This is a genomic window from Siphonobacter sp. SORGH_AS_0500, from assembly GCF_031453245.1.
In the GTDB taxonomy this organism is placed as follows: Bacteria; Bacteroidota; Bacteroidia; order Cytophagales; family Spirosomataceae; genus Siphonobacter.
The window spans coordinates 236,963-261,702 of the sequence record NZ_JAVIYT010000008.1 but is presented as its reverse complement, the minus strand read 5'-3'; the positions used below and the strand labels follow the sequence as shown (position 1 = coordinate 261,702).

General features: G+C 45.6%; 14 protein-coding genes. 7 read left to right on the top strand and 7 right to left on the bottom strand.

Going from position 1 to position 24,740, the window contains the following annotated elements; translation table 11 throughout:
- From QE357_RS24295 to QE357_RS24285, 3 genes are all read left to right on the top strand, one after another.
- Positions 1 to 3,663: a BamA/TamA family outer membrane protein gene (locus tag QE357_RS24295; RefSeq protein ID WP_309713718.1), complete on the top strand. Its 3,663-nt coding sequence runs from the start codon at positions 1 to 3 to the stop codon at positions 3,661 to 3,663.
- A gap of 35 nt (positions 3,664 to 3,698) precedes the next feature.
- Entirely contained in the window at positions 3,699 to 4,868 is a 1,170-nt protein-coding gene (locus QE357_RS24290) for a Pycsar system effector family protein (protein WP_309713715.1), read from the top strand.
- A gap of 639 nt (positions 4,869 to 5,507) precedes the next feature.
- A complete protein-coding gene (locus tag QE357_RS24285; protein ID WP_309713711.1) occupies positions 5,508 to 5,918 on the top strand; it encodes a response regulator in 411 nt (136 codons plus the stop codon).
- Between the two features lie 4 nt (positions 5,919 to 5,922).
- Here QE357_RS24285 and QE357_RS24280 read toward each other — a convergent pair whose 3' ends face one another.
- The 4 genes from QE357_RS24280 to QE357_RS24265 all read right to left on the bottom strand — a co-directional run bounded on the left by QE357_RS24280 (position 5,923) and on the right by QE357_RS24265 (position 12,853).
- Positions 5,923 to 7,683 carry an ATP-binding protein gene (locus QE357_RS24280; RefSeq protein ID WP_309713707.1) on the bottom strand — a complete coding sequence of 587 codons (1,761 nt, stop codon included), beginning with the start codon at positions 7,681 to 7,683 and terminating at the stop codon, positions 5,923 to 5,925.
- 318 nt (positions 7,684 to 8,001) lie between these two features.
- Complete coding sequence (locus QE357_RS24275) at positions 8,002 to 9,225, bottom strand: PQQ-dependent sugar dehydrogenase (RefSeq protein WP_106636164.1); 1,224 nt, start codon at positions 9,223 to 9,225, stop codon at positions 8,002 to 8,004.
- A gap of 351 nt (positions 9,226 to 9,576) precedes the next feature.
- A complete protein-coding gene (locus QE357_RS24270; protein ID WP_309713703.1) occupies positions 9,577 to 11,952 on the bottom strand; it encodes a family 78 glycoside hydrolase catalytic domain in 2,376 nt (791 codons plus the stop codon).
- Positions 11,953 to 11,977: 25 nt separating this feature from the next.
- Entirely contained in the window at positions 11,978 to 12,853 is an 876-nt protein-coding gene (locus tag QE357_RS24265; protein ID WP_309713700.1) for an alpha/beta hydrolase-fold protein, read from the bottom strand.
- A gap of 439 nt (positions 12,854 to 13,292) precedes the next feature.
- Here QE357_RS24265 and QE357_RS24260 point away from each other — a divergent pair, with 439 nt between their 5' ends.
- From QE357_RS24260 to QE357_RS24245, 4 genes are all read left to right on the top strand, one after another.
- Positions 13,293 to 15,695 (top strand): TonB-dependent receptor, encoded by a 2,403-nt coding sequence (locus QE357_RS24260; protein ID WP_309713696.1) that lies wholly within the window; start codon positions 13,293 to 13,295, stop codon positions 15,693 to 15,695.
- A 414-nt stretch (positions 15,696 to 16,109) separates the two neighbouring features.
- Positions 16,110 to 16,817 (top strand): hypothetical protein, encoded by a 708-nt coding sequence (locus QE357_RS24255; protein ID WP_309713693.1) that lies wholly within the window; start codon positions 16,110 to 16,112, stop codon positions 16,815 to 16,817.
- 249 nt (positions 16,818 to 17,066) lie between these two features.
- Complete coding sequence (locus QE357_RS24250; protein ID WP_106636028.1) at positions 17,067 to 17,570, top strand: hypothetical protein; 504 nt, start codon at positions 17,067 to 17,069, stop codon at positions 17,568 to 17,570.
- 278 nt (positions 17,571 to 17,848) lie between these two features.
- Positions 17,849 to 18,256, top strand: coding sequence for a Dabb family protein (locus tag QE357_RS24245; RefSeq protein ID WP_309713687.1), 408 nt, complete (start codon positions 17,849 to 17,851; stop codon positions 18,254 to 18,256).
- A 52-nt stretch (positions 18,257 to 18,308) separates the two neighbouring features.
- On the opposite strand, the gene QE357_RS24240 is transcribed toward QE357_RS24245, so the two are convergent.
- From QE357_RS24240 to QE357_RS24230, 3 genes are all read right to left on the bottom strand, one after another.
- Positions 18,309 to 19,811: a glycoside hydrolase family 30 protein gene (locus QE357_RS24240; protein WP_309713684.1), complete on the bottom strand. Its 1,503-nt coding sequence runs from the start codon at positions 19,809 to 19,811 to the stop codon at positions 18,309 to 18,311.
- Positions 19,812 to 19,879: 68 nt separating this feature from the next.
- The gene (locus QE357_RS24235; protein WP_307144193.1) at positions 19,880 to 21,562 is read right to left on the bottom strand and encodes a RagB/SusD family nutrient uptake outer membrane protein; all 1,683 of its coding nucleotides are present in this window, start codon (positions 21,560 to 21,562) and stop codon (positions 19,880 to 19,882) included.
- A gap of 12 nt (positions 21,563 to 21,574) precedes the next feature.
- Entirely contained in the window at positions 21,575 to 24,706 is a 3,132-nt protein-coding gene (locus QE357_RS24230; protein WP_309713680.1) for a TonB-dependent receptor, read from the bottom strand.
- Positions 24,707 to 24,740 lie beyond the last annotated feature (34 nt).

Genomic DNA, 24,740 nt, shown 5'->3' with positions numbered 1-24,740 from the left:
ATGAATACCTTCCTGAACTTATATAAATTAATAGCATTCTTAGGATTAGCTTTCTTCCTTTCATCGGGCCTTACCTACGCTCAGCAGACCAGACCTGATTCGGTTCGGCATCGGTTGGTATTAATTGGTGATGCGGGGCGATTATACAAGGGGAAAAATCCGGTGGTAGATGCCGTTCGCAATCGGTATTCCTTTGACGATCCACATACGACACTTTTGTATCTGGGAGATAACGTATATCCCAGAGGTTTATCTGATTCAAGCTCGCCAGATTACGATTCGCTAACAACGATTTTGCGGTATCAGGCTGCCTTAGGGCTCAACAAATCGTCTCAGGTTCTATTCATTCCAGGTAACCACGACTGGAGCAAAGATCACGCCGACGGATGGGAGAAAATCAAACGGCAGGGCCAGTGGCTCGACAGTTTGCACGCTCCCCATATCCAGCTCTTGCCCAAAGGCGGCTGCCCCGGACCGGAACTGGTGAACCTCAATGATCATCTGGTATTGATTATTATTGATACCCAATGGTGGTTACACCCTAACGAAAAGCCGGGGAAAGAATCGGATTGTGCCTGTAAAACCCAGGATGAAGTGGTCGCCCGACTTTCGGAACTGGTTTACCTGAATAAAGATAAAGGTATTATTCTGGCTACGCACCAGCCCTTTCGTAGTTATGGAATTCACGGAGGTTACTATACCCTAAAGCAACATATTTTTCCGCTGACGGATATAAACCCCAAGCTTTACATTCCTTTACCCCTCATCGGTTCGATCTATCCGATTGCCCGGGGCGTGTTTGGAACGGTTCAGGATTTACCCAACCCTATTTACAAACACATGGCCCAAGTGCTGGAAAAGGCCCTGGAGCCCGCCCCCAACGTCGTGTTTGTCTCAGGACACGACCATGCCCTCCAACACATCGTTGATCATAATCGGAATTTCATTGTCAGTGGGTCAGGCATCAATCGGGAACGGGTAAAAAAAGGTAAGAAAGCTTCATTCGTGAGTGGCGAATGGGGTTATGTCGTTCTTGATGAATTAACGGATGGTCGCGTTCGGTCAGATTTTTATACAGTTAATGAAGCCGCCGAGGCTACGCTGGCTCACTCGGCTACACTTTTCAGAATTAACTTGACAACGCCATCAAATTCTACTCGAACGCCCACCCAAACCTGGCCTGATTCGGTTCACGTTTCTATCGCGTCGGATTACGATAAAGTCAGCAGATTTCATCGGCTTCTTTTTGGCGAAAATTACCGAAAAACCTGGGCTACGCCCGTTTCCTTTCCGGTTTTTGACATTAACAAGGTGGAGGGTGGATTTACGATTCTCCAACGCGGCGGCGGCCAGCAAACGAAATCATTACGACTGAAAGACGCTTCCGGTAAAGAATGGGTTTTGCGAACCATCCAGAAAGCCCCCGAAAAAGCCCTTCCCGATTACCTCCGCCAAACCGTTGCCCGCGATGTCATCCAGGATCAAATTTCGGCGGCTTTTCCCTTTGCTCCGCTGGTCGTTCCAGTTCTGGCCGAGGCGGCAGCGGTACCACATGCCCACCCACGGCTCTTTTTTGTGCCCGATGATCCAGCCCTGGGCATGTATGGCGTTGACTTTGCCAATACCGTTTGCTTACTGGAGGAACGCAATCCTGATTCGGACAAAAGCGTAAGTACGCCGAAATTGCTGGAAGCTTTACAGAAAGACAATGATAATCAGGTTGACCAACAAGCCGTTTTGGAGGCTCGACTCCTGGATTTATTGATAGGCGACTGGGATCGGCACGAGGATCAATGGCGTTGGATTAGTCATAAAACTAAAAACGGGAAAGTCTATCAGCCCGTCCCCCGTGACCGCGATCAGGTCTTTTTCAAGTCTGATGGTTTATTCCCGTATATCGCTTCCCGTTCGTGGATTCAGCCCAAATTTCAGGGTTTTCGGGAAAATCTGTCCAACGTGAACGGTTTCATGTACAATGCCCGTTACTTTGATCGGCTCTTTCTGAATAACTTAAGTCAGGCCGATTGGGAAAAGACGATTGCCAAGCTTCAATCGGCCTGGAGCGATGCGGTGTTTGAAAAAGCCATCCAGACCTTGCCCGATCCTATTCGCCGGCAATCGGGTGATGAAATTTTAAAAACGCTGAAAGCCCGCCGGGACCGCCTGCAAAAGTATGGCCTTACCTATTATCGTTTTTTAGCCAAAGAAGTAGACATTGCCGCTTCGGATAAGATGGAGCGTTTCAGTATTGAACACCAGAATGACGGCAAAATAGCTCTTCACATTTTCAAGATTGGCAAAGACAGTACGCTTAAACAGCAACTTTATTCCCGCCTTTTTGACCCCAAACAAACCCGCGAAATTCGCGTGTATGGACAGGCGGGCAACGATCAGTTTATAGTGACGGGAAAATCATCCCGAAAAATAAAAATACGTATGATCGGCGGACCGGGTTTGGATCGGTATCAGGTGAACGAAAGCAAAAAATGTGAAAATCTGATTTATGACCTTTCCACGGAAAATAATACGTTTCCGAGCAGTCAAAACGCTCAGATTCATACCTCGACTTCGGCCAGTATTAACCACTTCGATGCGCACGCCTTTCAGTACGATCGACTCGCTCCCTTAGCTTCAGCGGGCTTTAACGTGGACGATGGCGTTTTGCTTGGGGCCGGATTTCAGTTGACGAAGCATCATTTCCGCAAGGCTCCCTATGCCTCCATGAATCGGTTGTTAATCAGTCATGCCCTGGCCACTAACGCTACCGCCATTAAATACGACGGAATTTTCACCAACGTACTTGGGAAAAATGATCTCTGGATTAATGCCATTTTGCGAGCCCCGGATAACGTTACCAACTTTTTTGGCATTGGAAATGAAACAGCCTATGATAAAAATCGCCGCATCCGATACTACCGGACGCGTTACGACTTGAGCACGGTTGCCGTTACCTTAAAACGAAACCTGAGTCAGCAGGTACAGGTTACGGCTGGCCCGGTTTTTCAGTATTTCAACGTAGATCTTGAAGACAACAGAGGCCGCTTTCTGGAAGATTATCTATACACCTTACCTGAAAACCGAACCTTTTTGCGGCAACAGGCCTACGCTGGGTTTCAGGCCTCGTTTTTAATTGATAATCGGAATCACCCCACCCTGCCTACCCGGGGACTGCACTGGGACACGCGGGCAACCACGTTGCAGGGTTTTGGTAATGATCGCAATCATTTGAGTCAGTTTACGACAGATCTTAGTATTCATGCCAGTTTCAGCCAAAAGGCCCGATTTGTGATTGTGAATCGTTTGGGGGGAGGATTAACGTACGGAAACCCAGCCTTTTATCAGTTACAGTACCTCGGTGGACAAGATAATCTTCGCGGTTTTCGAAAGTACCGTTTTGCCGGAGACAAAATGGTCTATCATAATATCGAACTGCGAACGAAGCTTTTTGATTTCAACTCCTATTTATTCCCGGGAACGGTTGGTTTGACCCTCTTCAATGACGTAGGTCGCGTATGGGCCAGGAATGAAACCTCCCAAAAATGGCACGATGGTTACGGAGCCGGGCTGTATATTTCACCAGCTCAACTCCTTATTTTTAATGCCTCCGTGGCTTTTTCCAACGAAGGTGCTTTACCGTATGCCTCGTTGGGTTTCCGTTTTTAAGCATAAACCTTTTACCTTACCAAAAAATTGATGTAATGATGGAGTTGGATTTTTCTCAGGTTGAAGCACATGTCGTTCAGACGTATCAGGATCGAGTGGTCCCTGAGCTGGTCTATCATACCCTAACGCATACACGGGAAGTCGTAGCAGCGGTACATACCCTCAGTCAGCATTATCAGTTGAGTACAGAACCTTATCAGATCGTGATGGCAGCCGCGTGGTTTCATGATTTGGGTTACCTCTATGGTTCAGCCGCCGAGCATGAACAGAAAAGTGCTGAACTAGCCGCCGATTATCTGAACAAGAAAGGCTTTAGTGACTCTTTCATAGCTCAGGTTCGGGCCTGCATTTTAGCCACCCGGATGCCTCAAAAACCGAATACTTTGCTTGAAGAAATCATCTGCGATGCCGATCTGTGTCACCTGGCTAGTGCTGATTACAAAGAAAAATCGAAACTGCTACGGCAGGAAGTAGAATTACTGAAGGGCTATACGCTTTCGGGAGCAGACTGGCGAACGGCGAATATACTGTTTTTTCAGAATCACCAGTATTTCACCCACTACGCCCGCAGCATCTACCAGTCGGGTAAAACCGCAAATCTTGAACGCTTACTCGAAAAACAGGATAAAAAAGAGCAAACAGAAGTTCCTGAAAAAAAGAAAAAGAAAGATAACCCCGAACGTGGCATCGAAACGATGTTCCGCACTACCTCTTCCAATCACCTTCGACTGAGTGAAATTGCGGATAGTAAAGCGAACATCATGATTTCCGTCAATTCAATCATGGTATCAGTTGTGGTGTCGGTGCTTTCGCATCGTCTTGAAAATCACCCTTCTTTGATTCCCCCTACGGCTCTGTTTTTATCAACGGCAGTCCTTACCATCATCTTTTCCGTACTGGCAACGCGACCTAACGTTACGCAGGGGACCTTTAGTCGGGAAGACATTGAGCAGCAAAAAGCGAATTTGCTATTCTTCGGTAACTTTTATAACATGAGTCTTAAAGATTACGAACACGGGATCTCGGCCATGATGCATAATTCCGATTTTTTATACGGCAGTATGACTCGTGATATTTATTATCTGGGTGTGGTTTTAGGTAAGAAATATAAGCTTCTTCGCATTGCCTATAACATATTTATGTTTGGTTTTGTGGCTTCCATTCTGGCCTATTTGTACGTGTTTCTGTTCATTGATGAAGCATAGAATGAATGTACAAAACTTAGTTTTATCTATGCTAATAAGCTAAGGATTAGCCGATTCAGTTCATTAATAAAAAAATACATTGTAAGCGTTACAAAATTTAATGATAACCTATTTACCTGGCTTTCTTCATTGAATTGAAAAGGTTAAAGCAGCCCCTTCAGGTTCCTGAATACCTGAAATTGATGAAAACACAGAACAAGCCTTACCGGGTTTTCGCTGAAAGTTTACAAATAGGGAAAATTCGGGAGGTTTCGGCTAATACAAGTTTTGAAGTCTTTTATATCAACCATAATAAGTAATGAATAGCATAACGAATCACCGTTATTTGTTAGTAGTTCAAAGGCGTATAGGCATACTAGTTCAAAACCTAAACAGTAATCTCTCAGTTTTTTTGTAAAATGCATCCTGTGAATTAATTAACGGAAAGACCTCTGTTTTAATACTGATCCATTTTTATTACTTTACACATTCATCTGATTTATGCTAATCACTAATTGATGTGATATAGGTCTACATAAGTCAGAAAATTAGCAAATGAAAATAGAGTTAATAAGATTAAGTGTATTTTTGTCCAGTTAGTAAATAATTACTATTCCCATTTTGGGTCCTACTACCCTACTACCCCGCTCTTATAAATTTATGTCTAGCTCCTTTGTTATTCTGGTTGTTGAAGATGATGATGATGACCGCCTCTTGCTCGAAACAGCCATGCATAAGTCCAAGTTGAACTGCCAACTGGCTTTTGCCCGGGATGGAGAAAATGCTCTTGACATGCTGGAAACGATGGAGACGCCTCCAGCCCTGATTATAACTGACTTGAACATGCCTTTCATGGACGGCATGGAGTTTGTGCGGGAACTCAAGAACTCTTCCAGCTGGTCTAAAATACCCGTAATCATGCTCTCTACCACCACGACTGAGTCTACGATCCGACAAGCTTACGACAATGGAGTCAGTAGTTTTATCAGCAAACCTCCTACGTTTGAAGGTTTACAGGAAGTCTGGCAACAATTATATAAGTCATGGGTGATGCCGACCCAGGGTAGTTAAGAGCTTACGCTGGTAGATATACGTGGAAGGTAGCTCCTTTATTTACTTCGCTCTCCGCGTAAATCGCTCCACCGTGATTCTCTACCACACGCTGACAAATAGCCAGGCCAATACCCGTACCTGCAAATTCCTGTTTAGTGTGCAGGCGTTCGAATACCCCAAAAATTCGGCTGGCGTACTTAGAATCAAAACCAACCCCTTCATCTTTTACGCGTATCAGATGATAGCATTCCGCTTTAGCAGTAGGTTTAAGGGATTTTGGAAAATCCTTTTCCAGTACTAATTCAGCCGCAATACTAATACGGGGCATCTGGTCTTTTTTGGTGAATTTCAGGGCATTCGAAATCAAATTCTGAAAGAGCTGTCCCAGTTGCATCGCATCTCCTCTGACCGTGGGCAAAGGTTCAATACTGATGATGGCACCAGACTGTTCAATGGTGAGTTCCAGCGTTTCCAGGACTGAGGCGATGATTTGCTGCAACGAAATGGTGTTAAACTCTTCGGAAGGAGATATTAGCCGCGAATAAGCAAGCAGATCATTAATTAAGGTTGACATCTGCTCTCCAGCCTTATACATCCTCGAAAGCATCATCAGTCCCGATTCATCGAATTGCTGCTCGTACTTCTGACTGAGTAAAGAACTAAAGGTCTGAATTTTTCGAAGGGGTTCCTGTAAATCATGGCTAGCCACATAAGCAAATTGCTGTAACCGGTCATTTGCCAGTTGCAATTGCTTATTCAACTCCTGCAACTCTTCGTTAGAACTTACCAATTCCTCATTGCTTGCCTCCAGTTCTTCCGTGCGGAATTTCACCACCTGCTCCAGATGTTCGGAAAGGTCACGGTATTGAGCCTCACGTTCTTCCACCTGTTGCCGGATCCGAACCTGGTCAGTTATTTCAATGACCGCAACAATTACACCCGTATTTTCTCCGATTTCATTTTTGAGTACGGAGCAGGTATAGTGGTAATAACCGGTATAGGGTTGCCCAAACCGAATCAGTTCCTGTTTTTCTTCGGGTTGAATATACGTTTCTCCCGTTGCCAAAACCTGCCGCAATCGACCCATAAGGGGGGTAACCGTCAGCTCAGGCATGACTTCCATGAATGTTTTCCCGATAATGGATCGGTCCCGGCCCAGAAGCGTTAACATGCTTTCATTCACCATCTGAATGACCATATTTTCGCCCATAAATACGCATTTGGCAACTGGCGAACTATGAAATATCTGTTGAGAAAATGCTTCACTGATTTCCAATTGCTGCTGGCTTACCACGGTTTGCGTAGTTTCGGTGCAGTTAACCAATACTCCTACAGGATGATTTTCCTCATCATAGATTGGACTATAACCGAAGGTCCAATAGGAATCGAGTAAAGTGCCGTATCGATAATGTGGTATGAGCAGATTTTCCATATACACCCCCTCACCCTCTAACACCTGATCAATCAGAGGCTTAATAATCCCCCAGGATTCAGGCCAGCACTGATAAGCACTTTTCCCAAGAAAATGGGGATGCCGACCACCAGCAACCAGCAGATCCCGGTAGGCATCATTATAAAATTGAATAAGTTCTTTACCCCACCACACAAACATGGGGACTTTGGCATGTAAAATGAGCGGGATAATCGTTTTAAGACTGGAAGGCCACTGATCGGGCGTCTGCAATGGACAACTGGACCAGTCATAGGTTCGAATTAACTCTCCCATTTCCCCCCCGCCCTGCAAAAAGGCATAGGTCGGAAGGTCTTCATATATATTTTCCATGTATTCAGACACTGTACTTTAATAAGGTTGATCGTGTTGCATAAAATGCTAAAAATATGAACCAGCTCAGGTAGGTTTCCCTATCAAGGCTGTCCATAATTAGCAATAAGTACTTAAATAACCACATTAAATTTAAACTCAACTATATAATTTTTTATTTTAAATGAATTTTTTATATAAATAGCTTAAGAAAATGCAAGCTGCTTCTCATGATTACCTCTTGATGTAGCACTCATTAATATAGGATTTAATTTTCAATAATAGAAAAGGAGCACTGTTTCCAAATGCTCCTTTTTGTGTTATCGAAAAATACTCAGACTACTTTTTAGAGATTCGATACAGTTTCCCCTGATCCGTAATCGCGTACAAAGCTCCGTCTTTACCTTGGGTAATGTCCCGGAACCGCTGGCCTTCTTTCTCAAGGAGGCGTTCTTCGCCAACCACTTTGTTATTTTCAATCACCAGTCGGGCAATGTGTGTACTGCTCAATCCGCTGATGAAAAGATTATTCTTCCACTCGGGAATAGCGTCACCCGTATAGAAGGTAATTCCACTGGGAGAAACGACGGGGTCCCAGTAATAAACAGGCTGTTCGAGTCCTTCTTTCTGCTGGATACCTTCGCCTACTTTGGGTCCGGCGTACTCGATCCCGTACGTGATTGTAGGCCAGCCGTAGTTTTTACCCGGCTCGATGCGGTTCAATTCGTCGCCACCCCGAGGACCGAATTCGGTTTCCCAAAGATCACCTGTAACCGGGTGGAATGCCAGCCCCTGTACGTTACGGTGACCGTATGAATAAATCTCAGGTTTAGCATCCGCTTTTCCTTCGAAGGGGTTTCCAGCCACGGCTTTCCCGTCTTTAGTAATTTTCAGGACTTTCCCCAGACTTGAATTCAGGAATTGAGCCTGCGGACGCGTAACGGTATCTGAACGCTCACCAGTACTGACCACGAGATTTCCATCTTTGTCAATCAGGATGCGTCCTCCATAGTGTAAATCGCCTTTGTAGGCGGGGGTAGCCCGGTAGATAACCGTTGCTCCTTCAATCTTTTTCTCGTCAGCCGAAAGCTTTCCTTTCGCTACAGCCGTCAGATTACCGTCAGGGCGTTTTTCAGAAAACACCCAGTAAATCATGCGATTTTGCTCAAAATCGGGGTCTACCCGAATCCCCAGCAAACCACCCTGGCCATCAGGGTTAACGGTTGGAATCCCCGTAATAGGTTCGCTCAGTTCACCCGTCACTTTGGCAATACGCATCGTCCCTGATTTCTCAGTAATGATGAGTCGACCATCGGGCAGGCTGGTAATGCCCCAGGGATTTTTCAGGCCATCACTGATGGCTTTTGATTCGTAAGGGGTTGAAGTTTTGACCCCCGCAATACGCGTTTGTCCTTCAAAAGCCGGTTTGTAAGCTGAGTTAGGCTCCTTGGTTTCAACGGGGGCCAACGTACTATCGGCAGAACCTTCGTGCGAAGGCTTTTTTTCTGAACAGGAAGCCAGGGCTACGGCGGCAGCCAATAGAGTCAGGATAGGTTTAGTCATTTTTTTAAGGGCGTGATCTAAGTTCAAAAACAAAACTATGAAACGCCTAGGCTTGTTTTCAAGCGAAAATCAGGCATAAAGGAGTGTAGAAAATAGAACTACTAAAGTAACACAACAGAATTAAAGCCGGGTTCATCAATGGAAGTAAGCTCCATCATTCTTTGATTTTCATAAAGCTTTTCTACCTTTCAAAGCTTTTCATAAATCGCTACCAAACAACTGAAATTCATACCTTTACTTATTAATTAATAAACTTTTACTTGAGAATTAAAATCCTACTGATTCTTGACTACAGGTTACCTCACTAACAAAACCAAAGTGACAGGCTGTCACTTTGTCCCTTTGGTTAACTTATTCTTTTATATGGAACGTATTACTTCCTGGTTTTAGACGGTAACTCTTTCCTTTCCAGATGAATTCTCCTTGGATAGAAGTCTGAATAATCATCTGCCATTCCGACTCCTGTAGTTCGTAGGACACCGTAATGGGGCCTTGGGAATGCGGGATGGTCCCCGATGCTTTTTTCAGGTTACCCAAATGGGGCTCAATTTTTACTTCACTAAATCCCGGAGACTGGCTATCAATGCCCAAAACCGTTCGATATAACTCAATATTAGGACTGGAGCCCCAGGCATGACAATCCGAGCGAGACTCGTTAATATCTGACATTTCGGCCCAGGTTGTTAGTCCCATGGACAGGTTTTCACGCCATTTTCCCAACCATTGCAGATATTCATTCCCCAAGCCAGCCCGAATACAGGCCTGATGCAAATAGTACTTGAAATAGATGGAGGCAGAAGCTAGGTTATGGTCCTGTAACAGGCGTTGAGCCAAGTCTTTTGCTTCCGCTCCCGTTATAACCCCAGTCAAAATCGCCAGTGCATTACTATGCTGGGAAAATCGGTCTTTTTCCATTCGATCCGCAAAAAGCTTCCGTCGAGGCTCCCAATATTTTTGTTTAACAGACGCTTTTAATACTTCAGCCTGTTTAACATACCGACGACTGATTTCCTCATAACCTAATTCCCTTTCCAGCTCAGCCGCTGCCTGATAAGCCCATAGTAACTGTAAATCCACCACACAGGAGCTCCCATCCTTGCTTTTCGGAGCGACGCCATCATTCCAGTCGCTGGCCGTTACCCAATCCGTAAACACCCAATAAGGCAGACCCATTAATGAACCGTCTGGCTGTTGATACTGCTGGAAATAGGCAAGAATCTGGCGTACGCCGTTCAGTTTAGCTTTGATAAAAGCCTGATCGTTCCCATACTTCCAGTAATCATGCAGCATCCCGATATACCACAAGGAGAAGGTAGGAATGTATTGCGGCGTGTAAGAAGGATGGCGGCTGAGGGTAACTCCCTCCGGCTGTCGGGATTGATCCATTTGACTGAGAGCCTGCTTTACTAGTCGATCATCACCTGTATTATAAAGCGAAATCAAAGCCTGAATGCGGGCGTCGCCGATGTATTGCAACTGCTCATAATACGGACAATCCATATACGTTTCTACCGCACAAAGGCGGGCGGTGTGCCATCCTACTTTGATAATCTGCGATAATTCAGGCTGGTCACTTTCAAAATGGGCCTGATAGGGAAACGGGTAACCCGTAAACACACTGCTAAAATCCTCCAGAATGAGCGGTTCATCTTTGGTAAGGACCTTCACTTCGACGTAACGAAAAGTCCGCCACTGAAGGGTAGTAAAGCGTTGTGCCGGACTTCCATCCGCTATTAAACTATCTTTCCTTCCTATGATCACTTTCCCCTCTATCTCATTACGATTGCCTTTGACGGGAAATTTCGAATACAGAGCTTCAGTATAGTGCAAAGTGATCGACGCATCTTTTCCACCCTGAAAAGAAAGAACGGGATAAGCATTGGTTAACTCCCCCTGATCAAACAACAACGTTGCAGTGGAGTGGGCAGGAATGGTTAAGGCGGAGGCTTTCGCCGGGTAGCCTTCGGGAATTCTGACACCAGCCGCCCGACGAATCTGAGCAAAACGCTGCGGCTTGAGTTCCATTTCGGGAATGGTCGCCGGGGTTAACATCCAGCCACTGACCGTCCCAAAACCGCCTTTCACATCTTTAGGCACACCGGGCATGAGTAATCGGGCAGCAGCCCAGCGGCTGTCATCAAAATCAGCGTTTCGCCAGTTTCTAAGGGCTGAATTCATCTTTATAAATTCGCCCGGACCCGCTACGTAATACGCCTGCATTTTCACTGAAATGGGCTGATAATCTGTCTGTTGAAACGTTTTCCAGGTTTCGTTCGTGTTAATTCCGGCCTCGCTCGCAGTGTTCCCCTGAATAATCAATCCCGTTCGAAGCGAAATCTGGGCCTCGGGTCGAAATTCTCCTTCATTCCAAACCTCCGCCGCAATGAGGTTATCTCCGTCTTTCAGAAGACCTGAAATATCCAGCGTTTGGTAATGCCAGTGCTGCAAATCGCCCCGAATGGGCCCCATGGAAGCCAGATTACCGTTTACATAAAGCTTGTAACGGTTATCCGCAGAAATATGAATTATATATTGCTCGGGCCGGGTGGGTAACCGAAGCGTTTTCCGAAACAGGTAGACCCCGTAACCCTGAGGAGAAATATTGGCGGGAGAAATCCAGTGAGCCGCCCAGGGTTTTTCCAGAATATCGGGATGAATGGACTGAGCCAAACCAGACGTTGCAAGCATAGTAAACCAGCCGTAAAGAATCCAGATTTTTACATTCATGTGCGTACCCTTTGAATCAACCTCCTTAGTTCTGACGTAGAAAAAAACGAAGGGCTTCTACGTGTACGTCAATGTCATGGGGGTAATCGTGTTTCCCGCCAATTACTTTCAATAAAATCACATCTGGTTTATTTCGGGCCTGATACGAATATTTTTCAATGGTTCGGCCATCGTTTGCGTCCGTATCGGGAAGTTTTTCCAGCTTGGGTTTTCCCTGATAACCCGCCAAATCAGCCCAGTAAGCCAAGGATCGCTCGGTGGAACGTACCCGGCCCATGTTCATAGCTGGTCCTAAGTCAACGACCCCACCCTGGTAAGGGTTTACATTATCTTCTGTCCCGTTGATAATCATAATCGGGACCGCCTTACCCGCCGGTACGCAGTCCATGTTATCTGTATCGGGTAAATTGGCGATAATGGCCGTAACCGCCCGAAATTGTTCAGGCATGGTTAAAGCCAGTTTGTAAGCCATGTGTCCACCTCCTGAAGTGCCAACCGCAAAAACACGCTTGGGATTAACTCCGTATTTTTTTTGGAAATAGTCGATCATGCCCGCAAAGAACGCCTGCTCGTTCACGTCTTCCTTATTGGCCAGAGCCGGAGACGCTTTACGGCATTCGTTCCAGTAGCGTTTATAGCCGCTGGGATAGACCACTAAGGTGTGGGAAGCTTTTGCTTCTTTTTCCATCGACTCGGTCGAACGCATCATGTCGCGACCATTTCCTCCTGATCCGTGCATGACGAACACCAGATTTTGAGGTTTTTCGGTGGCGGCAGGTTTATTGAAGTAAAAGGTTCGGTAATTTCCTTCAATTTGAAGCGAATCGCTCATGACCTGAGCTCGTAAGCTTTGCAAACTAACTAACGTAAAGAAACAAAAAAGTGAAAATCGACTGAACATGTTTCAAGAGGTTTAGTAGAAATGATGCAACGAATATCGGGCCAGCGGGACACAATAATCCCAAAAGAATTGAAATCTTTAGTATTTCTATCGGAATTGCAGAGGTGAATACCGAATCTTGTTTATCAAAGACAAAGGGGTTCCTGTTATGCTTTCACTTCCTTCGTTCGGCAGGTGTTTGTATTTCTACTACCTATTATTTCGCGTTAGTAACGCAAACGTCTCTTCTCTTACCTTTCGACTCTCAACTGGTGATGATTTCAGAAGCCAGGACTCGCGTCAGATTCCGACGATTATCAATTTTAGAAGATCCTTTAACCGATTGGGCATTTTCTTATAGAAAAAATTCTATAAGGAAGATCTTATAACTTTTCTCCTGAAGTTTGTATTTCTTGCAGGAAAATTAGCATCACTCCAACTGCATTTTCTGGCTTCGCCTATGAAATATATTTACTTATTTTTTCTACTCTTTACCCATGCTGCATTTGCCCAAAATCTAACGCAAACCGTACGTGGTCGCGTGGTAGACGCCGAAACCAAATCCGCCCTGCCCGGAGCAAGCTTTCGAGTCATGCAGGACTCCAGCTCGGGGGCTGGTGTCATTACCGACCCGGAAGGATACTTCAAATTGACCAATATACCCGTTGGCCGTCGCTCTTTTCGGGTTTCCTGCGTGGGCTATAACACCAAACAAATCAGCAACTTAATTGTAGTAAGCGGCAAAGAAACTGTTTTAGCCATTGAGCTGGAAAGTAATACCCAACAATTGCGGGAAGTACGGGTAAGTGGCCGAACCACGCCCAAAAATGAGATGGCCTTACTCAGCTCTCAACCTTTTTCAGTGGAAGAAACGGGGCGTTATGCCGCCAGCCGGGATGATCCCGCCCGGATGGCTTCCAACTTCGCGGGCGTACAGGGTTCTGACGACTCGCGTAATGATATTGTCATTCGGGGTAACTCTCCTCAGGGCTTGCTTTGGCGGCTGGAAGGCGTTAACATTCCTAATCCCAGCCATTTTGTCATTCCGGGCAGCCAGGGCGGTTCGGTTACCATGCTGAATAGTAAAACCCTGGGAAATTCTGAATTTTTTACCGGAGCCTTTCCCGCTGAATACGGCAATGCCTTGGCGGGCGTCTTTGACCTGAGCCTTCGCTCGGGTAACAATGAAAAAACAGAAGGAACACTTCAAGCAGGTCTTTTGGGTTTGGAGGGAGTGCTGGAAGGGCCTATTTCCCGGAAAAATCGTTCTTCCTTTCTGGTAGCCTATCGGTATTCTACACTTGATGTTTTTCAGAAATTAGGTATTCAGATTGGCACTTCTGCCGTACCTAACTATCAGGATTTAACTTTCAAACTCAATTTCCCAACGGCTAAAGCCGGAACGTTCTCGGTGTTTGGGATAGGAGGCACCAGTGCTATTAACATTGTTGTTTCGAAGAATGAGGATTTGCAGGAAGATTTATACGCCGACAAAGACCGTGATCAGTACTTCCGTTCATCGAGTTATACCGTCGGCGTGAAACACGACTTCCCGATTAATGCAACGACCTATCTGCGAACCATCTTTTCGCACAGTCGCCTGCGAAGCTGGGCTAATCACGACCTGATTGATTACACGGCCTCTGGACAGATGATAGGGAAGCACTACAGCATGGGGTATGATTTCAAAGATGCCCGCAGTTCCATTAATTCAATCTTAACTAAAAAATTAACCTCCTCAACTACCCTTAAAACGGGTGTTTTTCTGGATCGGTTTGGTTACAGTGACGTTGATAGCATTTTACGGGAACAGCCCCGTTTTCCGGTTTCTTACTGGGAACGACGCTGGGATTATGCTACCTCGGCCTGGCTTGTGCAGCCCTTTGCTCAGGTAAAAGTGAAAGCCAGCGAACGATTAACCGTTACCGCCGGAATAAACGCTTTAGTTTATACGTTAAACTCCAATTCCAAAGGGCTTGATCCCAGAGCGGGACTTCAGTATACCTTCAATGATAAAGAATCGCTGAGTTTAGCCTACGGCATGCACCATCAGACGCAGGCGAGTTATACTTACTTTATTCAAAAACCGCTGGGGAATCAATATTCACGTTATAACGAAAATATGGGGCTAACCCGCAATCAGCATTGGGTATTAGGGTATAATCGTCGCCTGAGTGAAACCTGGCACCTGAAAGCCGAAACCTATTACCAGCGATTGGCTAAGATTCCGGTTTCCGTTCTTTCGACTTCTTCGTTTTCTTTACTCAATCAGGGCTCTACTTTTAGCAGAGCCTTCCCGGATTCTCTCGAAAATACGGGCGTGGGTTACAATGTCGGCGTTGAGTTAACCCTTGAAAAGCAGTTTAGTAAGAATTATTACGCACTGTTTACGGCTTCGCTATACGATTCAAAATACCGGGCGAATGATCAGGTCTGGCGAAATACAGATTATAACGGTCGCTTTGCCCTTAATGCCCTGGCGGGCGGCGAATGGCCCGTGGGCAAACGCAAACGTACGACGTTACTGGCAGGCGGAAAAGTAACCTGGGCCGGAGGTCGACGTTATGGACCGCTGAATGTAGAGGCTTCACTTTTGCAACGTGAGGTCGTTTTTCAGGATGCTTTGCGTAATACCCAGCAATTTCCCAATTACTTTCGAATGGATCTGAAATTAGGTTTCCGAAAAAACGCCTTAGGGCTTAATCATGAGCTCGGCATTGATCTCATCAACATTAGCGGCAGAAAAAATGTGCTGGGCGTTACCTTCGTCCCAATCCCCGGAGCAGCTCCTTCAGAGAGTTATTTAAAGCGGCAGTATCAACTGGGCTTTTTACCGCTGTTTTACTACAAAGTTGACTTCTAATGATACTTCCCACACTATACTCTTCTCTCCATTAATGTGTAAATAAATGGTTGTATTACAGAGCTTATTACCGTTTAAAACCGTCATATAAATTCATTTCAATTTAAAAGATTAAATTGATTTATTCCCTTTCTGGTACGCATAGCCCATCAATAATTTTGTGTTTATTTAATAAGTACCTAGTATTGGAAAATTTTTAGCCCATTACCTTAAAACTTAATTCTTCTATGTATCCTCTACTATCACCAAAGCTGCTGGCTTCGCAGCATTGGCTTTTTTATTACCATAGGTTAATTCTCCTTTTTTTTTATTTAAGAGGAACAAACCTATGCTCTAAAAACTAGCTTCTGGCTTTTTAAAACCTGATTCTATTAGTGATCAGGCTCATTTATCCTACCTCCTACCACACCTTCCATGAAACACTTCTACGCCTTTCTGCTAACTCTGTTTTCATATTCAGTGTTAGCCCAAATGAGTATAGGAACCTCGTATCCAGATCCTAGTGCTCAGTTTGAAATCAGCTCCATTGATAAGGGGCTTCTCATTCCGCGAGTAAGTTACGCGAACCGTCCGGGAAGTCCCGGTAAAAATCCGGCCGTTGCGGGTCTAATGATTTACCAAACCGACCACGAACCAGGTTTCTATGCGTACCATGAGAATGCCTGGGAAAAACTGGTTCGTCAATCTGAAATAACCACCCCCAGTTACTTTTCAGGCTTAAGAGTTAATCCTGAAAGTATTACATTGACAGGCTCTAACTTTGCCATAACTCCTATTGCCTTTGATTCCTTAATGTATTCAAAAGACATCCAGATTCTTGAGGATAAAACCTCAATTAAAGTAACCAAAGGAGGTATTTATCAGATTACCTATTCTATTACGCCTAGCTCATCAACAGGTCATTTTTTTACGCATATTGTTATCAATAATAACATTGCACGTCAGTATTCCACTATGGGTTTGAGTTCTCGATTAAATACTAGCGGAAATCACATGATCAGACTGGCGGCTAACTCAACGATTAAGCTTGCTTTAGGAACAGGAATTATTCCCATCAGCGGTTCGGTTCACTTTATGGACGGGTTTCACGTCGCTTCATTTACATTAGTTAAACTCGATTGATTGAAGTACATATACTTATGAGTATATCAAAAATTAATTGATATTTGATTGTATGTATATTTTTACAATCATTTCAATATGAATAAAAAAATATATTAATTTTTTAACTATTGATGAACTAGCAAAATAAATAATCTATAAATACGTCTAAGCCGTCTTTTTTTAACGGATAAATAGTGACTTTAAGGTCTTGAATATTAAAGTCACTATTTATTTTTGTAACCCACTAAGTATTTGCCGCCACTTCTAATGAAAAAATTAGTACTGTCCTTGTGCCTTCTTTGGGCATTTGGAAACGCTTCTGCACAAGTATCTGCTTCCGCTTCCCCCGTGCCTAAAAATTTTTGTAATGAGTTTGTCAGAACCGTTGCCAGCGGATATATTAAACTAGCTGACTTTCAAATCTTTGATCAGGATCAGAACCCCATTTATCTTACGATCAGGAAGAATAAAAACGAATACATATGGTATTTGAAGTTAGCTGCTCATGGTTGCATCAAATCAACGGATAAAGCCTATTTCGTTTTTGAAGGAGGGAGTCAGTATTCGCTTAAAATGATGGATAAGATGGATTGTAAAGGAAACGTATCCTATGACTTATCGGAACGAGAAAATCAACCCATCCTGGTCGCTTTTTTAACGAAAAGACTAACGCAATACCGGCTTTATTCGGAGCATGAGTCATTCGTATCTGTCATCCCTCAGCAGACCGCAGATAACATCCTTGGTGTCTTCAAATGCATGGGTTGGTAAGCGGGCCGTAAACTAGTTGCTTGTTTTTAAAACCCATCTGGCTTCGTGAACCAAACCTAGCCCGCTCTAGCTGAGCGGTTGACCAGAAGACTTGGTGCTTGCGAAAACCTCTTCATGTAAGTGGATTTTCCCCTTTTAATGAATAGATTGCTCATTCTATTGAATAGCTTTTTCTGAATAGCTTATTCGGGAAGCCATGATTAGTAATGATTCAATCTTTGTTGACACCGTCATTTCCATTCTGAATTTCGGTTTCATTTACTCTAATTCTCCATTTGATGAAAAACACGCGTCGTACCTTTCTTGCTAGTTCTCTTACCTTGGCCGCTGGAACTGCCGCAACGATGGCCGCCCCCGTTCATACGGAGAAAGCCAAATATCCCCTCGTTCACCACGTTTTTTTCTGGCTTAAAAACCCAGGTTCCGTCGCTGATCGTGATAAGATCATTGCGGGTTTGAAAACCTTGAGAAAGATTGAAGCGATTAAGGAATTACGCATTGGAATCGTGGCAAATACGGAAAAACGCGATGTAGTAGACCAAAGCTGGGCGGTTTCTGAACTTATGTTTTTTGAAAACGAGAAAGATCAGGCCAGCTACCAGACGCACCCCATTCACCAGCAATTCATCAAAGATTGCAGTGCCCTATGGGACAAAGTAGTGGTTTACGATGCGATTGATGTATAAAGAAAAAGGCTCGGGATTTTGAAATTCCGAGCCTTTTTTACGCATTCACTTTTTACTCAGTCACTAAAGTAACTATACTTTGGGGAGCGATAGACAAGTCCGACGAGGAAACCTTCGCCACAGCCATATCCTGCGATGGAGAAGTAGTATAACTTTTCGAAAACTTCAGTGAGGCAGGCTTATCAAGCTGTAGTTTAAATGCTTCGCTGGAAGGATTAATGACCACCAGAACGACTTTACCATTCTTGTTTTTATAAGCCGAAACCAGCACCTCTTCCTGACTCGTTTCCGTCGATGCTTTGATTCGAGTGGCCTGAGGACGGATGAACCGGCTGTATTGACCTAATGCCCAAAGCATTTTGGAGTCGTAATACTTACCTTCTTTCTCATTCCGATCCACGTAGACTAATCCATCTTTGTAATCGTAACAGCTTAATGCCAACCACCAGTGCCAGGCCGAGGCCTGAGCGTTTACCAGATCATTATGGATCACTTTGGCGATGTATAAAGCCGGAGTGATTCCTAAATCACGGCCCTGGGCATTGAGTTCTCCTTCGTTATCCCCCAGAATACAATACTCTGACATCCAGTAACCCACGCCGGGTTTAAGTGCCGCAGCCAACTGTTTTCTTTTCTCGACAGCCTTAGCATAAGGCGAAGTTGTGAAGTAACTGTGCCCTGAAATGGCAGGAACCAGATTCGGCAGGTTACCCACGTAATTGGCTGAGCCTTTCGTAAAAAAATCCGCGATCTGGTTCTGGCGTCCTTTTCGGTTATGCTCCGAATACAGGTAATCAATCTGTCCGGCCTCAGCGATGGAGATTTTTGTAGGCAGTTTGGCCTTAAGCAAAGCCTTACTTAATGATCGGGTAATGCCTGCAATATCCGTATTAAAGAAAGGTGTTCCTTCCTGTCCTCCGTCGCTCCAGTCCCACTGGGGTTCATTCACGGGACTTACGTACTGAAAAAGAACCCCCGTTTTCTTTTTCACTCCTTTGATGGTTTCGGCTAGAAAATCGGCGAACTTATCGAAGTTGGCAGAATCTAAATTAGGCTGCTTGTTGGTAGCAAAGCCCTTATGATTTTTGGTTAACTGAACCGGCGGACTGTTGGTAAAAGCCAGAAAGGACTGAACGCCGCGTTTCTTAGCCGCTTCCAGCAACCAGAGTTGCCCCTGTTGTTTGTTCCAGTTGTAGCTTCCATCATCCTGTAAGAAGCCTTCGGCCCTACGCCATTCGTCCCGGATACCGCTTTCTTTTCCCTGCTCGGCAGTTCCGGCTCCGATGTTGAATCGCCAGAGCGAAAGACCAATGCCCTTAGGTTGACCCGTAGCCGTAGTTTCCGTTGAAAAAAGTAAATCAGCAATGGCTTCTTTCTGAGTCGCAGGCCAGTTCCCTATGAATTGTCCAGACCAGGCATCCGAAGCTCCGAAGTGCTCCACCACCTGATAACGCTGGTTGGGATCAATCTGGATGCGAATAGACTTTTCCTGCTGAGCAAAAGCGACGTTACCGCTTAAAAATAATCCGAGGATGGGTATAACAATACGTTTCATGAGGGGATGAGAAGAAAGGTTTGATGAAAAAATCCCGGTGAAGTTACCTCCACCGGGACAAAGAAAGATTAATACCCGGGATTTTGCTCCAGTTTGTTATTGGAAGCCTGAATTTCAGCCCGTGGAATGGGTAACCAGTATTGTTTGTCGGTAAAAGCACGACCGGTTAAGGCTACTTTCTTACTGTAGGTATAATTCGTACCGCTCTTATTGATGTCAATGCCGTAAGCAGGAACATTCTCTACGGTTGAAGCCGTCTTCCAGCGACGAACGTCATAGAAACGATGCTCTTCGAAAGCTAATTCGATCCGGCGTTCATTGCGAATTCGCTCCCGCATCTGAGCCTGCGTCAGCCCCGTTGGTAAAGCAGGCATGCCTACGCCCGTCCGCTGACGGACGGCATTAACGGCTGCGTAAACCGAGGCATCCGGGCCGCTGGCTTCGTTTTGTGCTTCGGCGTAATTAAGCAGGATTTCGGCATAACGGAAGTAAATCCAGGTCTGCGTTCCGGCAACGTCCCAGGGGTTATCAATTGGCAGGTTATCATTCATGAATTTCTTCAGGTAATAACCCGTCTTAGACGTATTCCAGTTGGATGGGCCATCCTTGCTGTCTTTTCCGCCAGGGGTGAACGTCTGAACCGTGCTGTTGCGGTAAGGAGCGTCGTTATAGAGAATCGTCGCATAAAAACGAGGATCGCGGTTGGCATACGGACGGCTAGGATTATAGCTCGTATTGGCATCCGTAATACGGGTTCCGTCCATCATTTCATAGTCATCCACCAGGTTTTGCAAAGGCACGTTACCACCCCAGGCATTGTAACTATTCGGACCATTCGAAATTTCCAGACACACGTGGCGGGCTCCCTGAGCGTATACCCGGCTGAAAATAATCTCCGAGTTATCGTTCGTTAAAAACAGGTTACCGTAGCCTCCGGTGTATAAACTATACTTGCCTAAGTCCATTACCGCTTTGGCAGCCGAAGCAGCCGAAGCCCAGGTGGCGGCATTTTCATACAAGGGACTGGCTCCGTATAAAAGTAATCGTGACTTGAGGGCCAGAGCGGCACCTTTGGTAGCCCGACCTAAAGCCCAGCTTCCGTCATTCGACAAGGGTAAGTCAGCGGCAGCAGCATCCAGCTCGGCTACGGCATAATCAATACCTGCTTTAATGGAAGAACGATTGAACAGCTCCTGACTGGTTAGGTCATCGCTAATCTGGAAAACTTTATCGCCTACCAGTACGGCCTTACCATAGTTACGAATCAGATCATGATAGCGGAAAGCCCGGATGAAACGAAGTTCGGCTTTGATCTGACGTTTACGAGCTGCCGACATCGGTAACTGCTCAATGTTCGCCAGGGCGTAGTTAATTTCCCGAATACTGCGGTAACTCCGGCTCCAGAACGTTCCGGCGATACCCGTGTTTTCAGGAGCGATTTGTCCCCGCTGAATGAGCCAGGTATTATCATCGTTATTATAGATGGATTCATCCGTCAGCGACGACCACATGGCGTACTCGAACCCTCGACCAAAACCCGGAGGCGTTCCTTCGGCTTCCTTATCAGTCAGGCGAACCCCCATGTAACGATTCACCACATAGGCCTCAAAAAGCACAGAATCCGATAGAATAGCCGCATCCGAAACCCGATCCGTAGGAACGATACTTAGAAAATCCTGCTTACACGAGCTTACCATCGACCCCAGAGCCAGTAATGCCGCTAACAGTTTGGTTGATTTTATATTTTTCATGATCAATCTCAATTAGAACTTAATGTTAACACCCAGATTCACGATTCGCTGTTGAGGATAGAATTGTCCGCTACGGTTATCTCCCTCGGGATCATAATCCTTCACTTTCGTGATCGTGAAGAGGTTAAAGGCACTAGCGTACACGCGGAGCGATGAAATTTTGATTTTAGACAATACGTCCTGCGGAAGCGTATACCCTAACTCAACGTTTTTCAAACGAACGAACGATGCATCGTTGAACCAGAACGTGCTGGGATACAAGCCCCCGTTGATCGAAGAAGAAGCCCGGGAATCAGCACGAGGATAGCTGCCGTCGGGGTTATTGGGGCTCCAGCGGTTATTTGCCCAGCTACTGTAGAAGTTACCCACCTGACCTGATTCGGGTAAGACGAACTGACGAACCATCGTTTGACCCGAGAATACCATCGAAAGATCAAAAGCTTTGTAGCCGCCGTTCAGCACCAGACCGAACGTTAATAAAGGTACGTTACCGTATTTTGTACGAACCTGATCATCTGCCGTGATTTTTCCATCGCCGTTGTAATCTTCGATGATTAAATCACCCAACTGTGCTCCTGATAGGTGTGGATAACGATCCAGATCGGCCTGGGTACGGAAAATGCCGAGGTAACGGTATAATAACTCCGTATTCAAGGGCCCACCCGTCTGACGTTGATACGGCAATAAGCCGGGAGCTTCGTCCATGTTTATGATTTTGCTCTTCGCATACGTGGCATTACCTGAAATGCTATAACGGAAGGGACCCGAGTGGCTGTAGGTTAACGAACCCTCAACCCCGCTGCTATTGACTCTACCGAAGTTTTGATCAGGTAATAATCGATCTGAACCGTAAGGGTTTACGATACCCGTAACCCCTGGAATAGAACCATTACGAGCCGCCAGAATGTCCGAACGCTGCTGATTGAAGTAAATGAATTCCAGACTAAAGTTTTTCAGGAACGTTGCGTTAATACCAATATCCAGTTTTTTCGCCGTCTCCCAGGTAATCTGAGGGTTCGCCAGTTTCGTTAAATCAATACCCGTGGTGATGATATTGGCACCCGTTACATACTGGTTATTGAAACTGTAGTTGTTGTAATATTGGAACTGAGCTACGTTATCATTACCCAGCGTTCCGTATGACGCACGAATTTTCAAGTCGTCAATGAAATTTACGCTGTTCCTGAACCAGTCTTCCTGAGAAATCCGGTAACCAGCAGATACCGAGGGGAAGAAACCGTACTGCTTTCCTACGGGGAAATTGGACGAACCGTCCACCCGGGCCTGCACTTCAGCCAGGTATTTCTCGTCGAAGTTATAAGCCACACGACCGATGTAACTCTTACGGGTAAAGTTTACGCTGCTTCCTGAGTTATTCTTGTCGGTAGCGGCAGCACCCCCCTGCGAAAGTTCGGGCGTAGAAGCCGTGGGGAAGTTAATCCGGCTGGCTCCCATCAGAATGTCGTTGCGGCGGTTTTGCTCATAAGCCACAAACGCATTTACATTGTGTTTGCCCAGTTGACGCACGTAGTTCAAACGAATGTGCTGGGTTAAGTTGGTAATGTTCGTTTGCGACTGAGTCAGGGAAGGTTTGCCTGCCGAACCACCCGCCACGACGGGCTGATAAGTATTGCTCGTACTGTTGTAATTATACAACGTGTAAGGAATGCTGAACGTACGGGAGAAATTGAACGATTTGTCCGCTGAATAGAAGCCTTCCAGCGACAGTCCTTCTACGAAGGGGAGGTTATAACTTGCCCGTAAAATACCGTTGAAAATCGACGTGGGGTTATTCGTAGTTCCACCCATAGCTGTACCTAGCACGGCAGGGTTACTGTTTTCCACACCCGTTGAATAATATCCATTAGGGTATTGATCAATCACCGTTGGGTAAGCCCGATAAATGGAGCGGAAGGTATTGCCCGCCGAAGAAACGGGGAATTTCCGATCTTCCTGACGACCTGAAAGCATCAGACTTACTTTGAAATCTTTCGTAACGTTCGCGTCAATGTTTGAACGGAAGTTATACTGCTTGTACTTCGTTGCTCCATTGCGGTATAAAGCATCCTGATAAATTGTACCCAGCGAAACGTAATACTTCACGTTTTCCGTACCGCCATTAATGGACAGGCTTTGCTGATTTTGGGGAGCAACAGGCTTCAAAGCCACCTTTTGCCAGTTGGTATTGGGGTAATTGATCGGATCTGAACCGTTACGGAATTTTTCAATTTGCTCGGCTGAATAAAACTGGTTCATGCCCCCCGACGGATTGTTATAATAATCAATCTCGTTCATAATCGTGGCGAAAGTCGCGGCATCGGCCATTTTAGGCAAACGCGTAGGTGACGAAAAGCCCTGATTGAAACTGTAGGAAATCACAGGCTTACCCGTGGTTCCGCGTTTAGTCGTTACCAGAATAACCCCGTTGGCTGCCCGCGAACCGTAAACCGCCGCCGAAGCATCTTTCAAGATGGAAATACTTTCGACATCGTTCGGGTCCAGACGATCCAGACCGCCTACCTGACCGGGAATTCCATCCACCACGATCAGTACATCGCTGTTACCCGTTGTGGCAAAACCACGAATTTTATAGCTTGATCCGTCATAACCCGGCTCGCCGCCCCGGTTGTTGGCTACGAAACCCGAGAAACGACCCGCCAGTGAGTTCGAAAGGTTAGGCTGGGGACTTTTCACAATGTCCGCTCCTTTTACTTCCGAAACCGATCCGGTTAAGGTTGCTTTTTTCTGCGTGCCGTAACCTACGACCACCACTTCATTCAATGTCTCGTTATTAGCGGTTAGAGAAACGTCAATCTGACTGCGATTGGCGATCCCCACTTCCTGACTGATGTATCCTACATAACTAACCACGATTGTAGTGGCGTTCGCAGGTACATTCAGCGTATACTTACCCTCATTATCGGTTGTTGTACCCTGGGTAGTGCCTTTGACTACTACCGTGGCACCAGGTAAAGGCTGCCCGTCGGACGAGCTAATTACTCCACGAATCTGAGTAGTCTGAGCAAAACTCTGAACGGAGCTAATGCCGATCAGGAGCAGGAGCAATAACTGCTTCACTGGATTACTCAGCACGCCTCTGAAGGGTTGAGGCAGCACCCATTTTTCAAGAAAAAGTTTTTCCATAAACGGATTTAAAATAGATCTAATGATTAGGATA